Here is a 13,955-nt window from a genome sequence, read left to right as displayed (position 1 = left end):
GTTTATCTGTCAGCGGCCCGCCGCAGACGAGCGTAGAGTGACGGGTGTCACACTGACTAGCAGGAGGTTCCACGATGTTGCAGAACGCGCTGGCCACCACGGTGCGGGTGGGCGTGGCCACATACAGCGGGGTGGCGCAGATCGTCGTGGACAACACCCTCGGTCGGGTGCTCGACACCAACCCCGACAAGGTCCGGTAGGTCGTCGGGGCCCTTTCTGCTCCTCGGGCGCCCTACTGCTCGGCTCCGGGCGTCGCATCCCTGACCTCGCCGACGAGTTCGGCGAGGACGTCCTCCAGGACCAGCAGCCCACGCGGGTCGGGTTCGCCGGGTTCGCGATCGTCGACGACCGCGAGGTGGGCCCGCGCCCGCTGCATCGCCTCCAGGACGTCGTCGAGGGGGGTCTCCGCGGGCACGATCCCCAGTTCGCGGATCCGATCCCGGCGCAGAGGCTGGGACAGGTCGTCGCCGAGGGTGTCCTTGACGTGGACGTAGCCGACGTACGCGCCGCCGCGGCGCACGGGGAACCTCGAGTGCCCCGTCCGCACGCACAGTTGCTGCACGTCCCCGGTGGACCAGTCCTCCTCGATCGAGTCCACCTCCGCGATCGGCCGGAGGACGTCGGCGGCGGTGATGTGATCGAACTCGAGCGCGCCCTCGAGCAGCAGCGTCTCGTCCTCGTCGAGGAGGCCGGAGTCCTCGGCCGCGGCGACCATCCCGTGCATCTGGTCCACCGTGAAAGTGGTCTCCACCTCGGAACGCGGTTCCACCCGCAGTACGTACCTCACCACCGCGTCCGCGGACTTGTTCATCAGCCAGATCGCGGGCAGGAACACCAGCACGAAGACCCGCAGGACCGGGCCGAGCAGGAGGGCCGCGGCCGCGGGCCGGGCGATCGCCATGTTCTTGGGCACCATCTCGCCGAGCACCATGTGCAGGAATGTGACGATGAGCAGGGAGATCACCAGAGCGATCGGGTGGGCGAACCCGGTGGACACGCCCAACCAGCCCAGCGGCTGCTCGATGAGATGGGCGATGGCGGGTTCGCCGACCGCGCCGATGAGCAGCGAGCAGGCCGTGATGCCGAGCTGCGTGGCCGCCAGCGAGAGCGACACGTTCTCCATGCCGCGCAGCGACCACAGTGCGCGCGTGCTGCCCTCGGCCGCGTGCGGCTCCAGGTTGTCGCGCCGCGCGGAGACCATCGCGAACTCCGCGGCGACGAAGAACCCGTTGCCCAGCAGGAGGGCCACCAGGACCAGCAATGCCACGCCGTCACTCATCCGGGTCCACCGCTTCGGGCTCGTCCCGCAGGACGGTGGCGCGCACCTGCTCGGCCCGGTGCGCGCGCAGTGATTCCACCCGCAGGCGCACACGCGCCCGCGTCGGCAGGTCGTCGTCGTCGCGGTTCTCGTGGTCGTGCGCGTCCAACTCGGTCTCGTCGCCGACTCGGGGGAGTCGGTCCACCGCCTCGGACAGGAGCCCGGACAGGGTGGACACCGTCTCCACCGGCGGGATCTCCAGTCGCAGGATGGCGCCCAGTTCGTCGGGCCGCATCATCCCGCCCACGAGAACGGTGTCGTCGTCGACCCACTCGTGGGTGCGCGACGCACGGTCCTGCTCGTCATCGATCTCGCCGACGATCTCCTCCACCAGGTCCTCCAGGGTGACGATCCCCGCGGTCCCGCCGAACTCGTCCACCACCACGGCCATCTGCAGATCGGTCTGACGGAGCAGCCGCATGAGCGGGTCGAGCGTCATCACCTCCGACACCACGGTCGCCTCGGTGGCGATCTCCCGCACCGGCGTCCGGGCGCGCTCGTCGACAGGCACGGCCAACGCCTGCCGGTAGTGGACGACGCCCACCACCTCGTCGACGGTCGCGCCGAGGACGGGGAACCGCGACCGGCCCGTCGCGGCCACCGTGTCGAGCAGGTCCTGCGCGGTGTGGTCACGCAGGAACGTCACCAGCGGACGGGGCACCATCACGTCCGCCGCGCGGTGTTCCCCGAACGAGATCGAGCGGGTCACCAGCTCGGCCGTGTGCGGGTCCATCGCGCCCTGACGGCCCGACCGCGCGGCCGACGCCCGCAGCTCCTCGGGTGACCGTGCCTCGCCGGGTTCCTCCTGCGGGGTGAACCCGAGCAGCCGCAGGACGACGTTGGCGGTGGTGTTGAGGCCCGTGACCAGCCAGCCGAACACCGCCATGAAGATCCGCTGGGGGATCACGACCAGCCGCGCGACCCGCATCGGAGCGGCGATGGCCCAGTTCTTGGGGACGAGTTCGCCGAAGACCATCTGGAGGAAGGTGACGACGACGAAGGCCACCGTCATCGCGATGCCGCGGGCCGCCGGCTCGGACATCCCCGACACGCCGAGGGCGCCGGTGATCAGCTCCCCCACGGAGGGACCGGTGAGGTATCCCGCCAGGAGGCTGCTGACCGTGATGCCCAGCTGGGCCCCCGACAGGTTCGTCGAGGTCCTGGCCAGGGACCCGTCGAGGGTCGTGGCGATGCGATCGCCCTCCGAGCCGGCCGCACGCACGTCGTCCCGGTTGACGGTCAGGAACCCGAACTCGACGGCCACGAACAAGGCGTTGGCACTGATGAGCAGTATCAACGCCAGCGTGAGCGTCAGGGCGATGGCCACGTCAGGCCCGGCTACTGGCCGTCTGCCGTACCGTCCGAGCCGCCCACGGCCTGATCCGGCTGCTCAGGGGTCTGGTACACCTTCTTCTGCTCGGCGCGCTCGGCAGCGCCGTCCCCGCCCGCGCCGGACGTCGCAGCGGAGCTCGCCGCTCCCGCGGAGTCGTGCGGTGTCGCGCCCCCGGCGGCCCGGTCGGCGGCGGGCTCGGTGGCGGCGGACCCGGTGGCGGCGGACCCGGTGGCGGTGTCCGCTTCGTCCCCGCCCCGGGAGGTGCTGCCGTCGCCGGCCCCCGATCCGTCGATGGTGTTGCCGAACGACTCCGGGGGCTCCTCCGGGATGCGCGCGGGGTCGTCGGGTCGGGTCTGGTCGGTCACAATCGCCTCCGCGGTCTCGGTGGTGGGCGCCGGTCCCCGGCGCCGGGGTGCTGACGACCCTAGTCCCGTGGGGACCCCTTACGTCGGAATCTCCCGGCCGCGTCACCGTGGCTTAGTCTGGTGCGCATGTCGGACAATCCCTTCGGTCGGGTCATCACCGCGATGGTGACCCCCATGCATGACGACGGCTCGATCGATTTCGACGGCCTGCAGCGGCTCGCGGTCCATCTCGCCGATCACGGCCACGACGGACTGCTGGTCAACGGCACGACCGGCGAGTCCGCGACGACCACCGACGACGAGGACTACGACAGCGTGGCCGCCGTCGTCGAGGCCGTCGGCGACCGGGTGAAGGTCATGGCCGGTTGCGGCACCAACGACACCGAGCACTCGATGCGTGCGGCGCGCGAGATGATCGCCCGCGGCGCCGACTCCCTGCTCGTGGTGACGCCGTACTACAACAAGCCCACCCAGCACGGGATCGTCGAGCACTTCCGCATGATCGCCGAGGCGGCCGACCGCCCGATCATGGCCTACGACATCCCCGGCCGCACCGGCACCGCCCTGGCCACGGACACCATCCGGCGGATGGCGGAGATCCCCCGGGTGCGGGCGGTCAAGGACGCCAAGGGCGACCTGTTCGAGGCCAGCCGACTCATGGCGGAGACGGACCTGCTCTGGTTCTCCGGCGACGACGTGCTCAACCTGGCCTTCCTGGCCCTCGGTGCCACCGGCATCGTCTCGGTCGTCGGCCACGTCGCCGGCGACGACTACCGGGCGATGATCGACGCCGTCGACGCCGGTGACCTGCCGCGGGCCCGCGAGATCCACACCCGCCTCATCCCGGCCGTGGACGCGATCATGCACACCTCGCAGGGCGCCATCCAGGTCAAGGCGGCCCTGAAGGAGGCCGGCCTCATCGGCTCGGACCGCCTGCGCATGCCTCTCCTCCAGGGGCCGCCCGAGCACCGGGCCAAGTTGCGCGACGGGCTGGCCGCGGCCGGGCTCGGCTGACCCATCCCGGCCACCGGCCGACCACGGTCACCACTCTGCGGGGGATGACCTCGTCGTCGTGACCCTCGTCATGCCCGCTGGAACGCGGCCATCTCCGTGCACCGCCGCCACAGGGCGGCGGCCGTGGTCCGGTCGTGCGAACGGCGACCCGACCGGGCGGGCTTCGGATGCCCGCGCAGGCCCCCGAGGCGATCGGGGCCGACGAACGCGCCGCCGGCGAGGCCGGGCACCGTCGCCGCGTACAGCACGGACAGCGCGCCCATCTCCGGTGTCAGGCCCGCCCACGTGATGGAGTTGCCCAACTCGAAAAAGCGGTCCGCCAGTGGGTTGCCGCTCTGGCGGGTGAGGTCGGTCGCCGTGTAACCGGGATGGGCGGCGACCGACCGCAGCCCGCTGCCGGACCGCTCGAAGTGGCGCTGCCACTCGTAGCCCAGCATGATGCACGCCAATTTGGAGTCCGCGTACGCCGCCATGGGTCGGTAGCCGCGCACGTCCATGTCGAGATCGTCGGTGTCGAGTCGTCCGCGCAGGTGGGCGAGCGAGCCCAGCCACACGACCCGGTCCGTCAGCATCGGCTCCAGCCCCAGGGTGAGCGCGTGATGTGCCAGCACGTTGACCCCGAACTGCATCTCGTGTCCCTGCGCGGTGCGGGCGTGGGGGATGTTCATCACACCGGCGTTGTTGATCAGCACGTCGACCGGCGCACCCTCCGCCGCCGTGGCCGCCACGAACGCGTCGACGGAGTCCAGGTCCGCCATGTCGAGCAGGCGCACCTGCGCGCGCTCCCGGTCACCGGCGGGGAGCGTCGCGCGCGCCTCCTGCGCTTTCTCCTCGTTCCTGCAGGCCATGACGACCCGGGCACCCCGGGCGGTGAGCGCGGCGGTGGTCGCCAGCCCGATCCCGCCGTTGGCGCCCGTGACCACGAAAGTCCGGCCCGTCTGGTCGGGGATGTCGGTGGCGGACCATCTGTGCGCGCGAGTCATGAACGTCAGTCAACCAGCCGTGCCTGCGCTGTGGTGGTCCGTCCGTGTGGTAACGCCGGGATATCCTTCGCGATGTCCTTGTGACACACTCGTCGGGTGTGCGGGTCCCACGTGTCACACGTGCCCCCGCGTGCCCCTTCCTCGAGATCCCGGAGTAGCCCCATGACGTTCGACCGCCGAACCTTCCTGCGCCGCGCCGGCATCGGCGCCGCCGGGGCGGGCGCCCTCGCCGCGGGCATCACCCCCGCGGTGGGTGCCCAGTCCTCGATCCCCGCCGGGCTCGGTGCGCTGCCGGGAGCGGGTGTCGGCGTCCCGATCGGCACACTGCTCGACTACGCCTCCGGCCCGCCGTCGGCGGCGTCGATCCGCGCGGCCGGCCACATGGGCGCCGTGCGGTACTGCTCCAACCGTCGCCCCGGCGCCGAGTGGATGACGGGCAAGCCGCTGCTGCGCCGCGAGGTCGACGACTTCCGCCGCAGTGGCCTCAACATGGTCTCCTGCTACCAGTACGGGCGTGCCGAGACCGCCGACTGGAGGGAAGGCGCCGCGGGCGGCGACCGCCACGCCCCGATCGGGATCCGGATCCACCGCGAGGCCGGTGGACCGTCCGGTGTGCCGATGTACGTCGCGATCGACGACAACCCCACCCGGTGGCAGTTCGACAATCAGATCCGCCCGTACCTCGAGCGCTGGCGCGCCCATCTCCACGGCGCGGGGATGGAGCTCGGCGTGTACGCCAACGCCCCCACCATCGACTGGTGCCGTCAGACCGGCCTGGGGCGGTACTTCTGGCAGCACGACTGGGGCTCCGGTGGGCGCCTCAACCCGAGCGCGACGATCCACCAGCTGCCGGTCCGGCAGCAGGTCACCGTCGGCGGCGTCGTGTCCGACCTCAACCGTGTCTACGCACTCGACTACGGCCAGTGGTGGCCGGTCGACCCGATCGCGCTCGCGCAGTCGGCGCTCGGCAGCTCGATCTGACGCGACGTCTGGCGGGGCCTGCCCCTACTCGACGGTGATCTCGCCCATCGTCCCCCACTCCTCGCCCTCGGCGGTGGTGTTGATGATCCGCGGGGTCCGCTCGAGGTAGCGGGCGGCCGAGCCGGTGAACTCGGCGAAGTGGTCGGAGTTCACGTGCTGGGCGGGGGCGTCGCCCTCCCGGAAGGCCTCGCACAGCAGGAAGGTGTTCGGGGACTCCGGCGACCGGTACCAGTCGAAGAAGAGGTTGCCCGGCTCGGCGCGGGTGGCCTCGGTGAACTCGCGGGTGAACTCGAGCCAGGACTCGGCGAACTCGGGCTTGACGTCGAAACGCACGTTGATGAGGATCATGGCCCCATCCTGCCGCGTGGGGAGCGGGCCGTCGAGGGAGGTGCGGCTCGCCCCGATCGCCGGGGCAGGCATACGCTGTATCAGGTGACCATCGAGCTGAGCGCCGAGAACCCGTGCGTCCCGCGGGCAGAGGCCGACTCCTCCGTCCGCGCCGTCTGGAACCGCCTGTCGCTGGACGCGACCTCGAGCAGGAACGAACCGCTGATCGCGGGACTGGTCCTGGACCTCATCGACGGCTGTGATGACCTCGGCGAATCCCTCGCGCGCCTCGCCGCCTCCCGGGTCGCGACCCCCGAGATCGGTCGGCACGTGCTGGAGAAGGAGATCCGGGCGGTGCTGGTGAAGCATCCCCACGTTCTGGAGGCCGTCGCGGCCGACCTCGTGGTGAGTTTCGAGCGCAACCCGGCGTACCCCAACTACCTGGTGCCCTACCTCTTCGCCAAGGGCTTCCTCGGCCTGCAGGTGCACCGCGTGGCCCATGAGATGTGGAACTCCGGGCGGGTCATGGCGGCGTCGTTCCTGCAGAGCCGGATCTCCGAGGTGTTCGCGATGGACATCCATCCCGCCGCCCGTGTCGGCTCGGGCATCCTCGTCGACCACGCCACCGGGATCGTCGTGGGCGAGACCTGCGTGATCGGCGACGGCGTGTCCATCCTGCAGGGCGTCACCCTCGGCGGCACCGGCAACGAGGACGGCGACCGCCACCCCAAGATCGGCTCCGGCGTGCTGCTGTCCGCCGGATCGATCGTGTTGGGCAATGTCCGGGTGGGCGCCTGCTCCAGGGTGGCCGCGGGATCGGTCGTCCTGCACGAGGTCCCGCCCCACACCACCGTGGCCGGGGTCCCCGCGAAGGTGGTCCGGCGTCACGCCGACTCGCTGGTCCCCGCAGAGCGGATGGACCAGGAGATCGACGCCGAGGGGTAGGACGACACGCCGATGCGGGTCCTGGTGGTCGACGACGAGCCGGCGCTGCGCGAGAGCGTGCGCCGGGGACTCGTCACGGGCGGCTGGGCCGTGGAGACCGCCGCCGACGGTGAGGAGGGCCTCGAGATGGCCTGCGCCGACGACTTCGACGTGGTCGTGCTGGACATCATGATGCCGCGGCGCAGCGGGTACGAGGTCGTCCGCGAGATGAGACGCCGCGAGGTCTGGACCCCGGTGCTCATGCTCACCGCCAAGGACGGCGAATACGACGAGGCCGACGCCTTCGACCTCGGCGCCGACGACTACCTGGTCAAGCCGTTCTCGTTCGTCGTCCTCGAGGCGCGGCTCCGGGCCCTGGTGAGGCGGGGGGCACCGGAGCGCCCGGCGACGTTCGAGGCCGGCGACCTCGTGGTGGACCCGGCCGCGCGGGAGGTCCGCCGCGGGGATACGCGGATCACCGTGACCGCGCGCGAGTACGCGGTGCTCGAGTACCTCATCCGCCACCGCAACCAGGTGGTGTCCAAGGTCCAGATCATGCGGGCCGTGTGGGACGCCGCCTACGACGGTGACGACAACATCGTCGAGGTGTACGTCGGCTACCTCCGACGCAAGATCGACGCCCCGTTCGGCGCCCGCGCCATCGAGACCGTCCGCGGGCAGGGCTACCGGCTCGTCGACAGCGTCGCGGCGCCGGCCGGGAGATGATCCCGACGGGCGCCGCGTGAGGGTGCCGTCGCCTACTCGGCCAGGGCCAGCGCCTGCCGGTAGGTGAGCTTGCCGCCGGTCTGCATGATCGAGCGTCGGTACACGCGCTCGGCGACCACCATGACCAGGGCAGCGGCCGCCAGGGTGATCACGGCGGCCACGACCGGCTCCCACCAGGCGGCGGACCCCTCCACCAGACGGATCGGCATGGTCACCGTGGACATCAACGGGACGTAGGAGGCGACCACCTGCCAGGTCCCCTGCAGGAACAATCCGCCGAACGAGGCCACCATGATGAGTGTGAGCAGCGGCGAGGAGGTGGACTGCACGTCCTCGGCCCGGGTGGCCATTGCCCCGGCCACCGCGAACAGACAGGCCAGCGCCACGAATCCGATCACGAACAGCACCAGGTACCAGCCGGCCGCGCCCGCGAGCGAGGGCAGCAGCGCCGTGTACTCGGTGAACGTCAGCCCGATCAGACCGATCGCCACGAACAGCACCATCTGGCCCAGGGCCAGCACGGTGGCACCCACGACCTTGCCGACCAGCAATTGGCGCAGCGGGATGGCCGCGGCCAGGATCTCCACGATCCGCGATTGCTTCTCCTCCACCACGCTGTTGGCGATGGCGTAGCCGAAGAGGATGGCGGCCATGTAGAACAGGAACACGAAGACGAACCCGGCCACCACCTGCACGCCCTCGTCGGTCGCCCCCTCGGGCTCGAGCAGCTCCACCCCGACCGTCGATCCTGCGGTGAGGTCGCCGACGGAGGTGCCCGCGGCGGCGGCGTTGCGCTCGAGTGCGTCGGCGGCGATCACCGCGCCGATGCCGACGGAGATCCCGGAGTCCACCCCGTCCGACCCGAGAAGGGTCCAGGCGCCCGGCTCGCCCAGCAGCGCGGCGTCGGCGTCCCCGTCGAGCACGGCCTGCTCCGCGGCGGCCCTGTCGGAGACCTCGAGGACCTCCAGTTCGGCCTGCGTGGCGACCGCGGGTCCGGTCACGGTGGCGGTGGCGGTGCCGTTGTCGTCGTCCACGCCACCCGGCGCCTCACCGGAGGCCGCATCCGCAGCCCGGACCACCGCGGCGGCCTCGCCGGACGTCACGGCCACGGTCGCGGCGTCGTCGCGCCCGCCCAGCAGTAACGACACACCGAACGCGCCGATGAAGATCGCGATGGTGGTCAGGGTGGAGATGATGAAGTTGCGGTCCCGGAGCTTGACCACGATCTCGCGGCCGGCGACGATCCGCCAGGCGGCCTCGGTGGACGGCTCCCGGTCGGAGGCCCCGGCGGTCGGGGTGTCGGCGGGCGTCGTGTGGGTGGTGGTTCCGGTGGTCATGCCGTCACCTCGCGGTAGATATCGGACAGTGTGGGGACGACCTCGGCGAACTCGCGGACACTGCCTCGGGACAGGGCCTCGGCGAGCACCGCGTCGGTGAGATCGGCGCGCTCGAGGTCGAGCAGGGCGGTGGGTCCCTCGACGTCCACCACCTGCACGCCCGGCAGGCCCCGCACCCAGCCGGCGTCGGTGCCCACCACCAGGCGGTGGCGGACCCGACCGCGGCGGCGGAGGTCGTCGACGGTGCCGCCCGCGACGACGCGACCGCGGGACAGGACGACGAGGTGGTCGCAGAGCCACTCCACCAGATCCAGCTGGTGCGAGGAGAACAACACCGGCACGCCGCGAGCGGTGTGCTCGCGCAACAGGTCGGCCATCGAGTCCACGGCCTGGGGGTCGAGGCCGGAGAACGGCTCGTCCAACACCAACAGGTCCGGCTCCCCGATGACGGCGGCCGCCACCTGGACGCGCTGCTGGTTACCCAGCGAGAGTGACTCCAGCTTGTCGGTGGTGCGTTCGCCCAGGCCGAACCGTTCCAGCAGCTCCAGGGCGGAGCGCCTGGCCCCGGCGGGACTGCGTCCCTGCAGTCGACCCAGGTAGACCAACTGGTCGAGGATCGGCTGCTTGGGGTACAGGCCACGCTCCTCGGGCATGTAGCCGAAGGTGCGGCGGTCGGCGACGGTGACCTCGCGGCCGTGCCACGAGACGGTCCCGGCCGTCGGCTGGAGCACGCCCATGATCATCCGCATGGTGGTGGTCTTGCCGGCCCCGTTGCCGCCCACGAAGCCGGTCATGGACCCGCGCGTCACGGTGAAGCCCACGTCGTCCACGGCCAGCGTCTCGCCGAAGCGGCGGGTGAGCCCCTCGAGTCGGAGCATGGTGTCCTCCCTGCTGTGTCTGTGTGCAGACCACGCTAGGGCGCGACGGGGTGCGGCGGATCGGCCGCGAGGGGGAGATCAGGTGGGCCGGTGCGGGCGTCGTCTCCTCCCCGAGGGGGAGGGCGGCGGTGCGACCTCAGTCGCCCGGCTGGACCAGTCCCGCCTCGTAGGCCAGCACCACGGCCTGGACGCGGTCGCGGAGGTGGAGCTTGGACAGACACGACGAGACGTGCGTCTTGACGGTGGCCTCACCCACCACCAGCTGCGCGGCGATCTCCGCGTTGGACAGGCCGCGCGCGACCAGCCGTAGGACCTCGGTCTCGCGGAGGGTCAGCCGACCCAGACCGGGTGGGGCCGGGCGCGGTGGCGGCACATCGAGACCGGCGGCGGCGTCGGGGACCGCGAGTCGCTCGATGACCCTGCGGGTCACCTCGGGCGCGAGCAGAGCGTGCCCGTGGCCCACGGCGCGGACGGCGTCCACGAGGTCGTCCGGGTCGGAGTTCTTGAGCAGGAAACCGCTGGCCCCGGCCCGCAGTGCGTCGAACAGGTAGTCGTCGCGGTCGAAGGTGGTGAGGATGAGCACCTTGGCCAGGTCCTCGGCGACGATGAGAGCGGTGGCCTCGATCCCGTCCATCCCCGGCATCTGCACGTCCATCACCACCACGTCAGGCCGGAGCCGCCGGCACGACTCCAGCGCCCCGGCGCCATCGGAGGCGTCGCCGACCACCTCGATATCGGGCTCCGCGCCGAGCATCAGGGAGAAGCCCGAGCGCATGAGCGCCTGGTCGTCCACCACCAGCACCCCCAGGGTCTCAGTCATCGCAGGCCCTTGTCATCCTCGGCCCCCGTCGGTACCGGGGAGTAGGGCAGCCGCACCCGGACCCGGTATCCACCGATCACGCGCGGTCCGATCTCGCATTCGCCGCCGTGGGAGCGGACGCGTTCACGCATGCCGAGCTGCCCCAGCCCGCTTCCGGAGCTGCCGCTGCGGGGCCGCCCGGAGTCCAGCACCTCGACCTCCGCGTACGGTGCGCCGCCGCGGCCCTCACCGGTGCGGATGGTGACGCCGGCACGGGTGGCGGTGGAGTGGCGCCGGACGTTGGCCAGCGCCTCCTGGGCGGTGCGGTAGAGGGACAGGCCGACCAGGGGCGGGACCTCGCCGAGGGGGTGGGAGGGGTCGGTGACGACGACGACGTCGGCGGCGAAGTCGGCTGTCCGGTGGGACGCGGCGAGCGCGGGGATCTCGTCCAGGCCGTGGCCGGCCGTCCGTGCCGAGTCGCGCTGGTCCCGACCTGCCCGGTCCTCGGAGCGCAGCGCCCCGAGCAGGGCGCGCATCTCCGCGACGGCCGAGCGGGAGGACTCCTCCACCGTTCTCAGGGCGACGGCGGCCGCCTCGGGATCGCGGTCCATCACCTTGCGGGCGGCCCCGGCCTGGACGCCGATCGCGGCCACGTGGTGGGCGATCACGTCGTGGAGCTCCCTGGCGATCCGTAGCCGTTCGTCGACAACGGCACGGTCACGCAGGGCCTCGGCCTGCTCGGAGATGGTCCGGGCCTGCTCGGAGAGTTCATGACGTCGTCGCGCGCCGCGCCACGACCCGATCCCGAGCGCGGCGGCGCCGCCGAAGTAGACGATGTTGATCAGGGCGGTATACACGAGAAAGGAGGGCACCGGCGGGAAGAGCCCACGGGAACGCTCCGGATCCTCCACGGCGTCGAGGATCTGCTGCATCCCCGACCCCAGGGCGAGGTACCAGACCATCCACACCACCAGGGCGACCGCGACCCCGGCGGCGACGCCCACCAGCGCGCGGCGGTCGCGGGCCCACGCCACTGCCGAGTAGACGGCCACGAAGTAGAGGACCTGTTGGGGGATCTGGCCCATCACCAGCGGCATCACGCTGCCGATCACCAGCAGATGCACGGTGGCGCCCATGCCGGTGACCAGGGGGTACCTGCGGCGGCAGGCCAGCAGGGCGGCGGCGCTGCCCATCGCCAGGTACTGGGCCCACACCGGTGCGCTCTCGCCCCCCAGGCCGCCCATGCTCCGAACGATCTCCAGGCCCACCGCGGAACAGGCGAACATCGCCAGGGCGAGGAGGAGGTCGGCCCTCCGGTAGCCCTCCGGCAACGGGCGGGTCCAGGGATCCTCCGCGTCGAAGAGACGGCTCAGGCGGTTCAGGCGGACCCACACGGAAGCCGACCCTATCGGGTGGTGGACCTGACGGTCACCCGGTGCACCCGGAGTCATGGCCCGGAGTCATGGCCCGCTGTCATGGCCGATCCGCCAGATCCTCCGCGGGTTCGACCGGTAGCTCGACCACGAACCTCGCGCCGCCGCCAGGGGCGTCCTCCGCCCGGACCGAGCCGCCGTGGGAGCGGGTGATCTCGGCGACGATCGCCAGACCCAGTCCCGATCCGCCCTTGCCCCGTGCGCGGTCCGCGTCCAGGCGGGCGAAGCGATCGAACACCGAATCCCGTTGATCAGGCGGAACGCCCTCGCCGTCGTCGTCCACACACACCACCGCGCGCGGCGCCCCGGGGATCGTCCGGTCGACGGTGAGCCGCAGCGCGATCCGGTCGCGCGCGTGGCGGCGGGCGTTGTCGACGAGGTTGCGCACCACGCGCTGCAGGGCATCGGCGTCGCCCACGAGGCGCGCGGGCTCCACCGAGGCCGCCACCTCGAGCCCGCCGCCGTCGCCGCCGTCGCCGCCGTCGCCTCCGTCGCCTCCGCCGACGAGGCCGCGGAGCCGGGCGGCCTCGGAGAGCACGATGTCGTCGAGGTCCACGTCGTCGCGCCGGAGTGGCCGGCCGCGCTCGTCGTTCTTGGCCAGCAGGAGCAGGTCCTCGACCATCGTGCGCATCCGCTGCACCTCCGGCAGGAGCAGTTCGTCGACGGTCTCCACGTCCACCGGGGTGCCGGAGGTGGAGGACAGCTCGAGCATCGTCGACAGCGTGGACAGCGGGCTGCGCAGCTCGTGGGAGGCGTCGCCGACGAAGGAGACCTGAGCGGTGCGCGCCGCGTCGAGGCGCGCGAGCATGGCGTTCATCGTCCGGGCCAGGCGGGAGATCTCGTCCTCGGCCTCGGGGACCGGGACCCGCTCGCCGCGGCCGGAGGCGGAGATCTCGGCGACGCGGGAGCGGATCGACTCGACCGGACGGAGCACCCGACCCATGGCGTAGTGGACGAACACGGCCGTGGCCAGGCCTGCGACGGGGACGAACGCCAGGAACAACACCGCGCCGGTGGCCAGGAGGGAGTCGTAGCGGTCGGTGTCGGTGGCCACGTCCACGGCGAACGTCGCCCCGCGGACCTCCACGCCGACGGAGGTGAGGCGGAGGTCGGCGCCGTTCGGGGCGTCGAGGTCGCGCTGGATGACCTGACCGGGGGCGGGCGAGGGGAGGGCGGGGACGTTCTCGAGGCCGCGGGTGACCTGACCGGCCAGGATGCGGCCGTCGGGCGCGACGACCCGCACCAGGTCCACCCCGGACAGCGGTTCGGAGACCAGCTCGAGGGACGCCTGCGGACCCCGGGACGCGACCCCGCCCGCCACCTCGACCGCCCGGGCGCGGTCGGCGGAGTCGATCGCGCCGTGCACGGCCGAGCGCAGGAGCAGCCACGCACCGCCCGCCGCTGCCGCCAGCACGAGGATGACGATGCCGGTGGCGATCACGGTCGTGGCGACGCGGATGGGCCAGCGGCGGGGGGTCGTGAGGGCCTCGCGGTTCAGTGGCACGACTCCATTGTGCGGACGCGATCCGGCGCGCGC

At 71.9% G+C, this 13,955-nt stretch carries 15 protein-coding genes; 5 read left to right on the top strand and 10 right to left on the bottom strand.

The window, feature by feature from the left end:
- Nucleotides 1-74: 74 nt before the first annotated feature.
- On the top strand, nucleotides 75-200 hold the full coding sequence (locus tag VZF99_RS14790) for a hypothetical protein (protein ID WP_256821000.1): 126 nt from the start codon (nucleotides 75-77) through the stop codon (nucleotides 198-200).
- A gap of 32 nt (nucleotides 201-232) precedes the next feature.
- Here the strand turns inward: VZF99_RS14790 and VZF99_RS14785 are convergent, their stop codons facing one another.
- From VZF99_RS14785 to VZF99_RS14775, 3 genes are read right to left on the bottom strand one after another with little or no spacing between them, the layout of a single operon-like run.
- Complete coding sequence (locus VZF99_RS14785) at nucleotides 233-1,279, bottom strand: hemolysin family protein (protein ID WP_256820999.1); 1,047 nt, start codon at nucleotides 1,277-1,279, stop codon at nucleotides 233-235.
- Entirely contained in the window at nucleotides 1,272-2,645 is a 1,374-nt protein-coding gene (locus tag VZF99_RS14780) for a hemolysin family protein (RefSeq protein ID WP_120285372.1), read from the bottom strand. Before VZF99_RS14780 ends, VZF99_RS14785 begins: the two co-directional genes overlap by 8 nt.
- Before the next feature lie 11 nt (nucleotides 2,646-2,656).
- A complete protein-coding gene (locus VZF99_RS14775; RefSeq protein ID WP_159981141.1) occupies nucleotides 2,657-3,016 on the bottom strand; it encodes a hypothetical protein in 360 nt (119 codons plus the stop codon).
- A 126-nt stretch (nucleotides 3,017-3,142) separates the two neighbouring features.
- On the opposite strand from VZF99_RS14775, the gene dapA reads away from it, so the two are divergent.
- Nucleotides 3,143-4,030 (top strand): 4-hydroxy-tetrahydrodipicolinate synthase, encoded by an 888-nt coding sequence (gene dapA / locus VZF99_RS14770; protein WP_069389590.1) that lies wholly within the window; start codon nucleotides 3,143-3,145, stop codon nucleotides 4,028-4,030.
- A gap of 68 nt (nucleotides 4,031-4,098) precedes the next feature.
- Here dapA and VZF99_RS14765 read toward each other — a convergent pair whose 3' ends face one another.
- Nucleotides 4,099-5,013, bottom strand: coding sequence for an SDR family NAD(P)-dependent oxidoreductase (locus tag VZF99_RS14765; RefSeq protein ID WP_407335198.1), 915 nt, complete (start codon nucleotides 5,011-5,013; stop codon nucleotides 4,099-4,101).
- Nucleotides 5,014-5,175: 162 nt separating this feature from the next.
- Here VZF99_RS14765 and VZF99_RS14760 point away from each other — a divergent pair, with 162 nt between their 5' ends.
- Complete coding sequence (locus VZF99_RS14760; RefSeq protein ID WP_119192546.1) at nucleotides 5,176-5,994, top strand: DUF1906 domain-containing protein; 819 nt, start codon at nucleotides 5,176-5,178, stop codon at nucleotides 5,992-5,994.
- A gap of 24 nt (nucleotides 5,995-6,018) precedes the next feature.
- Here VZF99_RS14760 and VZF99_RS14755 read toward each other — a convergent pair whose 3' ends face one another.
- Nucleotides 6,019-6,342: a putative quinol monooxygenase gene (locus VZF99_RS14755; protein ID WP_069389471.1), complete on the bottom strand. Its 324-nt coding sequence runs from the start codon at nucleotides 6,340-6,342 to the stop codon at nucleotides 6,019-6,021.
- An 84-nt stretch (nucleotides 6,343-6,426) separates the two neighbouring features.
- Between VZF99_RS14755 and VZF99_RS14750 the strand changes: the two genes are divergently transcribed.
- Together VZF99_RS14750 and VZF99_RS14745 are read left to right on the top strand one after the other, a co-directional pair.
- Entirely contained in the window at nucleotides 6,427-7,266 is an 840-nt protein-coding gene (locus VZF99_RS14750) for a serine O-acetyltransferase (RefSeq protein ID WP_407335197.1), read from the top strand.
- A 12-nt stretch (nucleotides 7,267-7,278) separates the two neighbouring features.
- Nucleotides 7,279-7,971: a response regulator transcription factor gene (locus VZF99_RS14745; RefSeq protein ID WP_325769988.1), complete on the top strand. Its 693-nt coding sequence runs from the start codon at nucleotides 7,279-7,281 to the stop codon at nucleotides 7,969-7,971.
- Nucleotides 7,972-8,003: 32 nt separating this feature from the next.
- Here the strand turns inward: VZF99_RS14745 and VZF99_RS14740 are convergent, their stop codons facing one another.
- The 5 genes from VZF99_RS14740 to VZF99_RS14720 all read right to left on the bottom strand — a co-directional run bounded on the left by VZF99_RS14740 (nucleotide 8,004) and on the right by VZF99_RS14720 (nucleotide 13,922).
- Complete coding sequence (locus tag VZF99_RS14740) at nucleotides 8,004-9,308, bottom strand: ABC transporter permease (RefSeq protein ID WP_407335196.1); 1,305 nt, start codon at nucleotides 9,306-9,308, stop codon at nucleotides 8,004-8,006.
- Nucleotides 9,305-10,186 carry an ABC transporter ATP-binding protein gene (locus VZF99_RS14735; protein WP_407335195.1) on the bottom strand — a complete coding sequence of 294 codons (882 nt, stop codon included), beginning with the start codon at nucleotides 10,184-10,186 and terminating at the stop codon, nucleotides 9,305-9,307. The genes VZF99_RS14740 and VZF99_RS14735 overlap by 4 nt, the downstream gene beginning before the upstream one ends.
- A 136-nt stretch (nucleotides 10,187-10,322) precedes the next feature.
- Nucleotides 10,323-11,006, bottom strand: coding sequence for a response regulator (locus tag VZF99_RS14730; protein ID WP_407335194.1), 684 nt, complete (start codon nucleotides 11,004-11,006; stop codon nucleotides 10,323-10,325).
- Entirely contained in the window at nucleotides 11,003-12,379 is a 1,377-nt protein-coding gene (locus VZF99_RS14725; protein WP_407335193.1) for a sensor histidine kinase, read from the bottom strand. The genes VZF99_RS14730 and VZF99_RS14725 overlap by 4 nt, the downstream gene beginning before the upstream one ends.
- A gap of 79 nt (nucleotides 12,380-12,458) precedes the next feature.
- Nucleotides 12,459-13,922, bottom strand: coding sequence for a sensor histidine kinase (locus VZF99_RS14720; RefSeq protein ID WP_407335192.1), 1,464 nt, complete (start codon nucleotides 13,920-13,922; stop codon nucleotides 12,459-12,461).
- Nucleotides 13,923-13,955: the final 33 nt, after the last annotated feature.

Origin of the sequence: Dietzia kunjamensis, from assembly GCF_045689975.1 — a bacterium.
GTDB lineage: Bacteria > Actinomycetota > Actinomycetes > Mycobacteriales > Mycobacteriaceae > Dietzia > Dietzia kunjamensis.
The sequence above is the reverse complement of the archived record's forward strand: the minus strand, read 5'-3'. Positions and strand labels throughout refer to the sequence as shown.